This is a genomic window from Pelagicoccus sp. SDUM812002 (assembly GCF_031127835.1).
GTDB lineage: Bacteria > Verrucomicrobiota > Verrucomicrobiia > Opitutales > Opitutaceae > Pelagicoccus.
This window is the reverse complement of record NZ_JARXHX010000005.1, coordinates 234,616-247,648: the sequence shown is the minus strand read 5'-3', so window position 1 is coordinate 247,648 and position 13,033 is coordinate 234,616. Positions and strand designations below refer to the sequence as shown.

Annotated in this window: 8 protein-coding genes; 5 read left to right on the top strand and 3 right to left on the bottom strand. The window is 47.7% G+C overall.

The features are described 5' to 3' along the window. The first annotated feature begins 9 nt into the window (after window positions 1–9). The 5 genes from QEH53_RS10060 to QEH53_RS10040 are packed head-to-tail and all read left to right on the top strand — an operon-like array spanning window position 10 to window position 8,819. Complete coding sequence (locus tag QEH53_RS10060; protein ID WP_309023053.1) at window positions 10–3,390, top strand: glycosyltransferase; 3,381 nt, start codon at window positions 10–12, stop codon at window positions 3,388–3,390. After that, window positions 3,372–5,909, top strand: a complete 2,538-nt coding sequence (locus QEH53_RS10055; protein WP_309023052.1) for a right-handed parallel beta-helix repeat-containing protein — start codon at window positions 3,372–3,374, stop codon at window positions 5,907–5,909. The genes QEH53_RS10060 and QEH53_RS10055 overlap by 19 nt, the downstream gene beginning before the upstream one ends. A gap of 7 nt (window positions 5,910–5,916) precedes the next feature. Then, on the top strand, window positions 5,917–6,687 hold the full coding sequence (locus QEH53_RS10050) for a class I SAM-dependent methyltransferase (protein ID WP_309023051.1): 771 nt from the start codon (window positions 5,917–5,919) through the stop codon (window positions 6,685–6,687). A 12-nt stretch (window positions 6,688–6,699) separates the two neighbouring features. After that, the gene (locus tag QEH53_RS10045) at window positions 6,700–8,019 is read left to right on the top strand and encodes a radical SAM protein (protein ID WP_309023050.1); all 1,320 of its coding nucleotides are present in this window, start codon (window positions 6,700–6,702) and stop codon (window positions 8,017–8,019) included. Next, window positions 8,016–8,819 carry a methyltransferase domain-containing protein gene (locus tag QEH53_RS10040; protein ID WP_309023049.1) on the top strand — a complete coding sequence of 268 codons (804 nt, stop codon included), beginning with the start codon at window positions 8,016–8,018 and terminating at the stop codon, window positions 8,817–8,819. The genes QEH53_RS10045 and QEH53_RS10040 overlap by 4 nt, the downstream gene beginning before the upstream one ends. A gap of 218 nt (window positions 8,820–9,037) precedes the next feature. Here QEH53_RS10040 and QEH53_RS10035 read toward each other — a convergent pair whose 3' ends face one another. The 3 genes from QEH53_RS10035 to QEH53_RS10025 all read right to left on the bottom strand — a co-directional run bounded on the left by QEH53_RS10035 (window position 9,038) and on the right by QEH53_RS10025 (window position 13,004). Further along, window positions 9,038–10,867: a fibronectin type III domain-containing protein gene (locus tag QEH53_RS10035; RefSeq protein ID WP_309023048.1), complete on the bottom strand. Its 1,830-nt coding sequence runs from the start codon at window positions 10,865–10,867 to the stop codon at window positions 9,038–9,040. A gap of 17 nt (window positions 10,868–10,884) precedes the next feature. After that, on the bottom strand, window positions 10,885–11,991 hold the full coding sequence (locus tag QEH53_RS10030; protein ID WP_309023047.1) for a TIGR02597 family protein: 1,107 nt from the start codon (window positions 11,989–11,991) through the stop codon (window positions 10,885–10,887). Between the two features lie 305 nt (window positions 11,992–12,296). After that, window positions 12,297–13,004 (bottom strand): methyltransferase domain-containing protein, encoded by a 708-nt coding sequence (locus tag QEH53_RS10025; RefSeq protein ID WP_309023046.1) that lies wholly within the window; start codon window positions 13,002–13,004, stop codon window positions 12,297–12,299. Window positions 13,005–13,033 lie beyond the last annotated feature (29 nt).

The following is a 13,033-nucleotide window of genomic DNA, read 5'->3' as shown; positions in this document are numbered from 1 at the left end:
GCCCTCACCTTGTCCATAACTTTCCCGAAACGGATGGACAACGGGGGGCAATTGGCATTGCACATAGACAATCGCAAGGAGACGCTAGCATCCGCTTTCCCATCAATTCCCGCTACTTTGAACGTACTATTCGTCAACTATGGAGACCTCAGGTCAAACAGCCTGAACCACATAGGGCCTTACGCAAATGAGCTGAGCGCCCTCGGTCATTCATGCACCGTCATACTCGATGGAGAGAAGTGCGCTACTGAGCTACAGTCTCATTCCCCGCTATTCGCACACTACACGCACGGAGAGATGGCAGCAGGGATAGAGCTTTTCGGAGACGCAAAACCTGCTGACATAATTCACGCATGGACACCTCGCGAAATCGTGCGGAAGAGCGTCCAAAACTACCTTAGCCACCATCCAGCTGCTCGGCTGGTAGTTCACTTGGAGGACAACGAGGAAGAAATCCTAGAAAGCGCCTATCAAAGTCCCATCGAGATACTTCAGAAGAAGTGCCTCAGCTTTCCAGATTCCGATTGGAATCAATTGTTGTCGCACCCCCTTTTGTATCGCGAATTCCTTTCTCAAGCCGACGGCATCACGCTTCTTCGCCCAAGCCTTAAGAAACTCATTCCAGTCCCAAAGTTCTGCAGAGAGATCAGCCCTATCGTGCAAACCGACCCGCCACTCGCGTCCGAGAAAGCGAAAGCGTTGCGCGAGAAACTCCAGATAAAGGAAAACGAATACGTCATAGCGTTCCCCGGAGGAGTTACGTCGAGCAACCGCTCTGACATCCGTGACCTTTTCCTAGCCGTAAAGATCATCAACGATAGAGGGACTCCTTGTCGCCTCATAAAAACAGGGCCGAGCTGTCCGGACCTCCGCGGCAGTTTCTCCTTTCCGCTTGAAGAGATCTGCATCGACCTCGGCTACGTCGCCAAAAAAGACGTCCGAGCCCTACTCCAGATGGCAGACATCCTAGTTCAGCCTGGAAAAAGGAACGCGTTCAACGAAGACCGATTCCCATGCAAAATACCAGAGTTTCTGGCGTCCGGGACCCCCTGCATCATCCCTTCGATGTACGCCCCTAGTGGATACTCTGGTCCAACATTCTGCTCTTACCTCGAAGAAAGCTCACCATCGGAAATCGCAGAACGAGCGATGGAACTATTTTCTGACCATAAAGCGAGAGAATCACTTTCCGCCGCCGCAAGCCATTACGCCGAAGAAACCTTTTCACCGTCTCCGAACGTCAGAAACCTGATCGAATTCTACCAAGAGATCAAGGACTCCGATGCAAGTTCGAGAAAGCCAGAATTATACGCCCCCTCAAAAGCTGACAATTCAGACCCTCGAACAATGGAGGAGATAGCCACACTAAAACAGCAGCTATCAAACGAGAAGGAAACATCTCACGAACTAACCCGACGTTGTAACGAAATAGAGGACCAGCTCGGCGCAACCCTTGCCCAACTTGCCGAACAAAAAGACCGGGTGCGAAGAATGCAGGCTTCTTTCTCCTGGAAAGCGACGTCTCCCTTGAGAGCACTCAGACGTCGCTTCTTCGACAAACAGGCATTTCTACCCCCTCAACAGCCGGTTTCGAAATCAGATGAGGAAGTGGAGAAGGACCAACTCCTACCTGCAAACCACCCCTCTCTTCACAAAGAATACTATCTTTTCGTACGAGCGGACAAATTGCGTATCCAGAATATCCTAGATTCGCCTTCACCTATCGATCCTAAGGAGCAGCCGAGGATATCTGTCCTTCTGCCTGTTTACAACGTAGCCGAAAAATGGCTAGAGAAGTGTATCAACTCGGTTCTGAGGCAAACCTATACCAACTGGGAATTATGTATTGCCGACGATGCATCTGACCTGCCGCATGTACGAAAATTAATCAAACGCTATCTCGCGAAGGATAACCGAATAAGGGCAATTTTCAGGGAGGTTAACGGACACATCTCACTTGCCACAAACTCGGCTTTTACGCTCGCTAGCGGTGATTTCATAGCCCTGCTCGACCATGACGACGAGCTCGCACCACACGCGCTCATGCGAGTGGCTGAGTGCATATTAGAAAACCCATCCGCAAAGTTAATCTATTCGGATGAAGATAAGATAGATGAAAACGGGCTAAGGCACGGTCCTCACTTTAAGAGCGACTGGAACTACGACTTGTTTCTAGGTTGCAACATGATCAGTCACCTAGGCGTCTATCACAGGGAATGCTTCGAAAAAGTGGGAGGCTTCAGAAAAGGGTTCGAAGGCGCTCAAGATTGGGATCTCGCACTACGAACGATTGAATTGATAAATCCCCAACAAATCTTCCACATCCCGGAGATTCTGTATCATTGGAGGAATATCGAAGGATCCACCGCCCACAGCTTAGACCAGAAAGGCTATGCTAGTGACGCTCAAAAACGTGCAATCGAGTCACACCTAGAACGAATCGGCGTCACTGCAACCTTGGAAAGCGTAGACAATATAGACTGGAAGGTAAACTATGCCATTCCTAACCCGTCGCCGAAAGTCTGTATTGTAATCCCTACTAAAGACAGGTTAGACTTACTCAAACCGTGCATTGACAGCATCATCGAGAAAACAATCTACGACAACTATGAAATCGTTATCGTAGATAACGACTCAAAACAGCCTGATACACTTTCATACTTCTCTAACCTAAAGCGGTTAAGTTCCATTCGCATCATAACTGACAAAGGAGATTTCAACTACTCTAGGATTAACAACCGTGCAATAGAAACCTGCGAATCAGACCTCATCTGCTTACTCAACAATGACACCGAAGTAATCAACTCAGGTTGGTTGAGGGAGTTGGTGCAGCACGCCCATCGCAAAGAAATCGGAGTCGTAGGAGCAAAACTCCTATTTCCTCATGACCATGTACAACACGGAGGAGTTATCATGGGAGTTGGCGGCATTGCCGCACACGCATTTAAATACCTGCACCGTACCGACGATGGTCACATTCATCGTGCCCATTTAGTCAGTGGATACTCCGCCACAACTGGGGCTTGCATGATGTTCAGAAAAGCGACTTGGAAGGCCGTAGGGGGTCTCGACGAAATCAACCTCCCCATATCTTACAACGATGTAGATTTTTGCCTCCGAGTCGGACAAGCGAATCTCCGAACTATCGTTACTCCATTCGCTTTGCTTATACACAAGGAATCCGAAAGCAGGGGTTCTCCAACTAGCGACGCCCACGGGAGCCATAGGTTTCAGCGCGAAGCTCAATTCATGGAGTCGAAATGGGGGAGCCAAATAAAGCGTGACCCGTACTACAACCCAAACTTTACCTGTGAACGCGAAGACTTTAGCTATTCGTACCCAAAATCTACTTACCAAAAACAGGAGTTCACATGCAACTGCTCGTCTTAACCGTCACAATACTGCTAACACTTTGCCTGACTCCTAAAGGGTACGCAACTGCTAGTGTATATGTAAGCCCCAATGGGTCCCCAAAAGCTGAGGGCACAAGAATCAAACCCTACACCATTCTTGAGGCGATACGGAGAGCAGAAATAGGAGAGGTAGACGAAATAATACTGACCGACGGTACTTATGAACTCTTGGAAACCATAACCCTATCAATCCAACGACAATCTTCACCCAAACTCTTGATCAGGGCTGAAACTCCCGGTAAAGCTATCGTCAGCGGTGGTACTAGACTGAAAAATCCAAAAAATGAGAAGAATAACGTATTGACGTACTCGACCGACCTCGACCCGACTCTTAAAAATTCTAGAGACCTATACATCGGTAATTCACGAGCGATACGCGCTCGATCAATCACATACTCCGCTTGGCATAACAAATTCTCAGCAATCCCTGGGTTAGAAAAAAGCGACACGAACGATCCCTCCAGTGTCGTATCAATGGAGCCGAAAATAGCTATCATTGATCACACAGGAGAAACAACACCAATAGCAGATTGGAAGAATCCTGAAGAAGTCGAATTCGTATTTCGATGTGCTTGGTGGGAAAAGAGAATTGGTATTGATTCCATTGCCCAAAGCCAAATCACTTTTGCAGAGCCTGGATGGAGTATCATCAACACTCCCTGGGCCGAAGAATCCACGAGCAGACTCAACGCGCTGATGCCTAAGTTCACCCACATAGAGGGGGCAAGAGAGTTGTTAGATTCCCCTGGCGAATGGTACAATGGAGATAGCGGCATATCAATCATACCTACAACTGACTTTGATTTGGAGGACGATGACGTCGTTGTCGGAAAACTCGAGACTCTACTCCAAATTAAGGGAGCTTCTGGAATTAAGCTAGATGGATTGAAGTTCTCCCACACAACATGGCAACTTCCGGTAAAAACTTTCGGTTTCAACGAGGGCCAAGCGAATTTTGAACAAATCGGAAAAACTGGACACCCCACTGAAGCAGTTGGGATCTTCGAGAGCTCAATGATCGAAATAGTTAATTGCACGTTTACTCAACTAGGTGGTTGGGGGTTAGGCATTTTCGATCGATCAAACAAGATCAGCATAGAACGATGCAATTTTTTAGACATTGCAGGGAGCGCTATCGTAATAGGGTCCATTGAAAACAGCGTCGCAATCACTGCCGAAGAACAAACCCGACAAGTCAAGGTTTCCAATTCCTGGATACATAAACCTGCATCCGTATACCATGGTGGCGTCGGAATATTTGTTGGATTCGCCTCTCAGGTCGAGATTGTAAATAACGAAATTTGCCACGCTCCCTACACTGGAATTTCCCTCGGCTGGGGATGGAACAGTCTAGATTCCCAAGACGTAGCCGTAGAAGGCAATTCAATCATAGGAAACCACGTTCACAATTATCTCTACAGCATGTATGACGGCGGCGGCATATACACGCTCGGCCCTCAGTCAAATCCCACGAAAGGAATAGAAGGCGGGCTACAGATAAGAGATAATATCGTTCATAATCAGGGAGGCATAGGAAACATTCTCTACAGTGACGGAGGTAGTCGATGGATAACAATATCGAGCAATACAACCTATAACAATTTAAGAGAATTAGAAAACTACTATGACCAAAAAGCAATGTACGTGCCAGACTGGGGAGGTTGCAGTCCATACGGCAACCTCACTTTTGAAAATAACATATTAGGTAATCAAGAATCGAGGTCTCCTAATTTCAGATGCGCCCCGAAAGATCCAGAGCCTTGGAATCCTAATTTTGCTCTCCCTCCTGAAACGCGATATGTTGAAAATACCTTTGATGCTTCGGCAAAGAAACATGCCGTAGCACAAGAGTTGTCTGGTAAAAGGCACGCCTTAATCGAAAATCTCCCTCCAAGATGGATTAAGCAGTTTTCAACCAATGCAAATGAACTTACGTTCGAAATTGCATCAGCAGATACAATCACGTTCTCGATCGAAAACAATGACGATGATGCCTTTCTCACTCTCACTTCCGAAACCGAATCATTCAGCACATGGAATTCACGTTCGAACACCTTAGACCTACCAGCAGGGCGCTACTTTTTATTTCGAAAACCTAAACAATCAGACACTCTTGAGCTCTCCCAAAACCCAATAAAGATAGAAAGCCATCAAGCGAGTATAACCAAATTCGGCGCTCAATCTACTGAGGTTAGATTTCAAACGAAAAACTCCTCACCAGCCAATTACCTATTATACAACAGAGAAAACGGCACTGCTGAACTTCATTTAAAGTCAAAAAACGGAGCCTATTTAGGAAAAAGTAAATCTTGGATCGACCATTCGCATCACTGGCGAACACTCAGGGCGCTCCTAGACTCGAAGCAACCGCTTCCCTCTGCCGACACTCGAGCTATCTTAAATGAGTTACCAAGCGGAAGCTTTAGGGTAGAAATCTCTCCTCCATCAGATGGCCATATCATTGTAGTAGCCACGGCAGCGGTTGAGAGCCTTTAGAAATAGAATGAATACACTTTTAGAAAAATTAAATTCAGTTTGCGAGTTACTCTCTCCGGATAAAAGCTTTACGCTAAAGGAAAGCTATATCGATTGTAGCACTGATCTCCTATCTATTCACAAGCATGACATCAGCTCCGAGTCTACATCTTCCCATAACTACCCATCGGAGCTCGAAGAGTTAATAAGAGAGCGACAAGACGGCTGGGTTCTCGATTGCGGTTCAGGATCCCGTGAAAGAAAATTTAAAAATGTAATCAACTTCGAAATCCACCCCTACCCGGGAGTGGATGTTGTCGGCATTGCCGAGGAACTGCCATTCAAGAACCAAAGCTTCGAGCTAGTGATTTCGCTCGCGGTCCTCGAACACGTCAAGAATCCAGAGAAAGCAGCTCGAGAAATGCAACGAGTTCTGAAGCCGGGTGGATTAATTTGGATAGATGTCGCATTCATGCAACCCTATCACGGATACCCTGCCCACTTCTATAACATGACCCAACAAGGGTTAGAGCAACTTCTCACCAAAGAGATGAAAATAATTAGAGACGAGGTCCCGAGATACGGTACTCCGATTTGGTCCCTGTCATGGATCGTTTCGAAATATGCAAACTGCCTTCCCCCTTCAACCAGAGAAACGTTTTTAAGTCTACCTATATCGGAACTCCTGAAGTCTCCCGAAGTACTTTGCGAAGAATCCTTCGCAACGGACCTCGACGAAGTTTCACGAAAAGAAATGGCAGCTACCGTTTCGATATTAGCTAGAAAAGAGCACAATTAGGAGAATTTCAATATGGCGAATAACTTTGAAGGACACATCGACCATAGCGGTAACGGATCAATATTCGGGTGGGCACGCATGGTAGAGGAGCCAAAAACCCGACTACACGTAAAACTATCGCTCTCAAATGGATGGACAAAAACCATTCTGGCAAATGACCTCCGAGAGGACCTCGCCAAAGCGGGCATTGGAGACGGCAGGTATGGGTTTCACACAAAGGTGCCCTACCGCATAGCCAGTAGAGGTGAGATAAAGGTATCGTGCCAAACTATCGAAGGTGATTTCAAACTAGAAAAAAGCGGTAGAAGGCTAGAGCTTGAATATCCTATTTCACTCGTAGCTGGTGACATAACAAACAATTGTAACCTTCGCTGCCCTTTCTGCGTAACCGACTACGCTCTTGTTAAAGGAATGAAATCGATGTCAGACGACGTTTTCTCGAAAGCGGCAAAACTCTTACCCCTAGTGCCAGATGGCATGTTCTGGCTCTCTTGCATGCACGAAGCAAGCGTTCATCCTAATCTCATGGGGCTTATAGAGAGCGTTCCACCGAGTCTTCGAAAGAAAATCAGCTTCACAACAAATCTGTGCAAGAAGATGGATGACGAGATGCTCAAAGCTCTGGCAAGTTCAAACATTCATAGTATTCGCATCTCTATCGATTCAATGGATCCTGAACGTTTCGCCGCTTTGAGAAAGGGAGGGCGCTTGGAAACGTTTCTAGATAACCTTTCTCGCTTATCTTCATTTATGATTCAGAATGAAGAGGCCCCAAAGATTCGTTACATATCGATGGTATTTGAAAATAACGTCCACGAAATGCCCGCGCTTATACAGAAATGTAAAGATATACTCCCTGCAGGCGTCCACGAAATACGATTCATATTTTACCAGCCTCACATCGCAAAGTGGGGGCAGAAAAATCTGCTTTCTTCTAAAAAATGGAACGCCATGAAAGATAGGATCCAAACGTCTTTAGGCATGGATCACGTGGAGTTCTTCGACCCGTTGCCCGACACTCATAAATCATTCGAGCAAGCTAAAGACGCAGATACCTACAGACCCTCGCCTGCCGTTTTCGGCGGCACATGCAGTCCAACAAACTACAGGATAGCAGACCCTATCACAAACCAGGCAGTGATTCCCGACGAACCACTGAGCTTTCGTCTGAGATGGGACGGACTGATAAGCCACGAAAAAATCCCAGAGAACGACTTTCTACATTATGTGCAAAATTTGTCCCCTGAGTATTTTATAAAATTACGGGAAGCGTCCCAAATCGGCAGGCATAGCGATTGGCAAAGGGAACCGCTTGAAATGCCAAGGACATGAACCGGACTCAGAAGATACTTAGCCTGATCCAATCAAAAGGTGAGGGTCTAGAAATTGGCCCCTGCCATGCACCAGTCGCCCCGAAGAGCGAAGGGTTCAATGTTAAAGTCATCGATCATGCGGACAGACCAACGCTAATTGAAAAGTACACCGGACACGGTGTTGATTTAGAAAAGATCGAAGATGTAGATTATGTATGGAACGGAGAATCCTATCGCGAATTGATTGGATCTACAAATCACTTTGATTGGATTATCGCCTCTCACGTTGTGGAACACACGCCTGACTTCATTTCCTTCTTAAAAGACTGCAGCGGACTCTTGAAGCCTAGCGGTGTTCTAGCTCTTGCTATACCCGACAAACGTCTTTGCTTCGATCACTTTCGCCCGATCACTGGCTTGTCTCGGATCATAGACGCACACTACGAGAAGCGTACGAGACACAGCCCGGGATCCAACGCTGAGTTCTATCTGAATGCCATTTCAAAAGGCGGTAAACTTGGATGGGACGAGAGCGAAACGGGAGAAATAGAATTCATCCATTCACCCGCTGAAGCGCAAATCAAGATGAGGGAGTCAATGACCGCATCGGACTATCAAGACCTGCACTCATGGTGCTTCACGTTAGATTCATTCCGCTTATTAGTCCATGACCTGAACTCGCTTGGTCTGTCGGATTTCAAAGAAACCCAATGCTATCCTACAGACGGTTGCGAATTCATTATTGGATTGAGCAAACATGGTTCAGGCATACCGTGCGACCGGACAGAATTTCTTCGATCATTTTCTCACGAGTACTAACCTAATACCGCAGAACAGTTAGTTTACCTGCTTCAACAATTTTTCGCCGTCAAACGGGCGAATCCAACGAATTGTGTCAATCACACCTCAGGACCGGATGATGCCACTCACCTGTTAGATTCCGAAGTGCCCTTAGCTTAAGTCAAACGGGTACTCATTCGATAACACAGAAAAGCCTCGAACCAAAGGTTCGAGGCTTTTGAAAAAAATCTATGCTCTTATAGCGTATCCAATTCGATCTCTTGAATTTCGATAAATCCAAGACCTGACTCTCTCGCTCCGTTTGCCATACCCACCATCTCGACGGTGTAAGTTCCGGGATCAAGCGTTACTAACATAACTGAGTCCTTGGGGTGGGAGTCGAAAAGCGTATTACCACTAGCGACCAAAGCTGCACGGATCTTGTCGACGTTTGTTTCGACCGTTACTTCAGAAGCTGTGGAGGCAGTCGCGGTCGCCCAGTCGTCGTTTTCCGCAATCACATCAAGTGTGCCACCCAAGCGCAACTTTAACACTGGGTTGCTTATAGCGAGGCCAGCCACTTGAGGTTCATCCGTTTCGAGGTGAGGTCCTTTTCCGAGAATCAAAACTTGCTTGCGGACGCCGGGATTACCTTCGATGTCAAGGCCTCCGATCATCCCAAAGAAAGTGGAATCTGAAACATGACCGCGTGCGGCCAATTTAGAAATGCGAATATCGTCTACGGTGCCATCGATATCCTCAGCGTCGTAGATTGAAACGACAGCCTCTCCATCCACAGGTGCACCCGCATAATTGGATTTAGGATTCCCACTGCCAGGAGCAGTGTAAGGGGAGACGATGAACGAGTATCCGACATTACCTGCTTGAGCTCCATCTATCAAAAGGGCTGCGTCTCGGTTGTCAGCATCAGCGTCAAACACGTTACCCCGCCCAGCAGCACTTAAGTCATCCATTTCCGTTACAACAGCGGCGTCGTTGCCCAACCAGTCATCGTTGTAGTCAGTGAAAGCTGCTGCGAACTGATCGTAAAGATTCATCGTGGGATCTAGTAGAAACGCATCATCAAAATCCCCACTTTTATTATTCGTATCATTTCCACTCGCTTGCATGTGCAACTGTTTCGTCGTAGCTGCACTCGAGTTGCCGGCGGCTAAGATAACACCTCCATAGGCATGCCTTGCTGGATCTGCCACTTCGATGTTTGAACGAATTGCAACCCCTCTAAACAGAGACCTTTCAGAGAATAGCTCTTCGTCAGAAACGCTCGCTTGGGCACTCAAACCGTTTTCAGCAACGACGCGGTATTCATAAGTAACACCCGCGCCCAAATTGGTATCTACATAGGAATTCAAATTTCCAGCAACCGCTCCCACGGTCAACCAGTCCGTTGTACCGACCTTGCGACGTTCTATCGAGTACCCCTGGGCAGAGTTAGCCAAATCCCAGGATATCGTATTGCTCGTCGCAGTCGTTTTGGAAGGAGAAGCCATAACATCAACTAAGTCCTCCAAAGTCGCACCCTCTTCCAAAGATGCTGCAGCGACGTACTGGCTCGCGAAGCTTGAAGTGCTCAATAAAGAACCCTCTGCGAAAAACTGAAGACTGTAGAGGTGTTCGTTGTCAGCAGGCATGGTCCATGTATCACCTGTCGACTCGTTTGAAGGGTCGGCGAAAACACCAAATTTTGCTCCTGCGCCAGGCTGAGTTGCCGTCTTGTCTAGACTTGGGTACCAGAATAGAGCCAAGGGATCGCCCTCTTCCCAGTTCACTTCGTCGTAGTCGGCAATGACTTTCGAAGCCAAAAATTCGCCATCCAAGCCACCGCCTTCAGAAAAGTCCCATCGAGCGACCTCCATATCGTCTCCCGTCAGGAAATTTGTGGCGTCAGGAAGCGAAAATCCATCCCGATCCGTGTCGATAGCTAAAATGACAAGACCGCTGTCAATAGCAGTACCACTCTGGTCTCGGAGAGTTCCCGCTGCGATATTGAATGAAATACTTCCGTACCCGACACTCGCCAAAGCTAATGACCCTACGCAGAAACCTAGTTTTGTTATGTTATACATTGTTGTTATCCCTCGATTTAGCTTTGAGTAGGTAGACTCCAAGAGTTTGTCCAATAGACCACCTGATCTTCGGTCGTCGCGACTTTGCGTACAACAACGGCAGACGCCGCCGGCACCAGTGAGCTATCTAGAACGTCACCTGTAGTGACCACCGCCCCATCGACGACGCTTCTCCATCCATCCGAATACAAGCAGTAGATGATGTCAGGAGAGGGATTCTTACCTTGCGGATTGTTCGAATAGATGCGTACCGTATCCTTAACCGCATTCGCCGCTGAGGTGACGCTAACCACGGTTTCCAAGCCAAGATCGCCGATAGCTATCGCTAAAGGACGAGGTACACCAACCAAGTTATCCGTGGAACCCACGCTTTTCGAAGCGATAGGTATTTGAACCTGAGCGAGCATTACTTCGCCAAACAAGAAAAACGAGGCGTCAACTCCACTGTTGTTGCGGACAACAAAACCTTCACCCAGCGGCAGAACGTCATCGTCATGCGACTCGAAGAGTGGAGAGCCCACTTTCCGCCAGCCGGGCTCGCTGATAATGTTACCTCCATTATCTTTCGCAATGTCACCGTAGTAGTAGATGGACTCGGGAGCAAACCCCTCTACCCCCGCTGAATTATCGTTGGAAAACAAAATAAGGTCAGGATTTCCCGGATTCGCTTCGACCTTCCCTCCAAGCCCATTCGGAAACATTTCCCCGATCGTCAAAACTGGTACAACCGAAGCAAGTGGCTGCGCATCCGATATAGCAGCAAGCTCAGAACTTGGATCGCTTACCGTGAGCACTGTCGCTGTGTTTCCGGTAATTTCAAACATCCGCCCTGCGAGAGTCCCTTCCTCGATCAGAAGATGGTGTCCTGAGGCATAGGAGTCTGGTTCAAAAGCCGCGCCAGAAAAGCTCACGCTTCCCGCTGCGGCCGAAGAAACATCGCTCCGAAAAACCGCTGAGTTGTTGAAGCTGGGGGTCACGTAAAGATCGCTTCCAGCTGGGACTTTCATTGAAACAGCACCGATGATGCTTGAGTAGACTTCTTGAGCTGAACTTGACGCTGCCGTCAGGCAAAAAGCCGTGCCTAGCACTAAAGCTGACCGGGTTAAGACTTTGCTAATAATCATGATTGGAGTACTTTGTAAGGGAAAGCTTTGGATTTGATAGGACTTCAGAACTATCAACCTTGAATAGAATGCTACTGAACTTTGTACGATGCAAGTTAGCAAGAGGATTCTAGGTATAATCGCCGATGATGCGAAGAAGGTTGAATGAACATAGTTCCAGTTTAGTTCGGTTCGATTTTCCGCCAATTGAGGCCATTCGCCAAAAACAAGCCCATTGCTCAACTGGAATCGCGAACGATACCTAATGACCACTGGGGATATCAACCCTTTCGATGGAAATCGCACCTCATAAGCAGAGGGACATTTCATTCGTTTCGGGAGGGATACATGGTTTCGACGACATCCGAGATTTCGATATCCCACCTGAGCAAGTCTCGCCTGTACTCACCCGTTTTTTTGGCGATCAAGGCGACCCCTTGATTGGCGGAATGCTCGAAACTTCGCCTCGTCGGCAGATCGTCAACCAGCGAGAAGATCTTGCAAGGCAGCCCCTCATCTAAGGCTATTATTTCAAAACCCGTGTACTCGTTGAACAAACCCATAAAACTTCTCTTTGGGAATCGCCAAAAATCCCAGGGAAGCTCGTGCTCTGGCCAAACTGGATGCGTGGAAAGGTAGAGGTATCCTCCCTGTTTCATGACGGCGTTCAACTCCAGAACCGCCTTCCACGGGAACAATAGATGCTCGAAGACCGACATCGAGTGAACGAAATCAAACCTACCATCGGCAAAGGCTTTCGACAGCTGGTGTACATCCGCAACGACGTCCACTCCCTCCCCTTCGAGAATGTCTACTCCTGTGTAATCGCAGCCACTCGGAAACCAGTTTCGCAAGCGAACGCCTGAGACATTCCTCGAGCCTAGCTCCAAGACCACCGGATCATCGACCGCTTGCACGAATGACAAGAAGTCGCGAAAAACCTGATGGAACGGATCTTCCTGACCCTTCTTCCGAAAGGGTTTCAGGAGGGAGTCAATTCCGCCCAAATAGAGATTTTTCAATCTGTGCCTCATGGCGTAGACTATCCACCGCTATTCGAGGT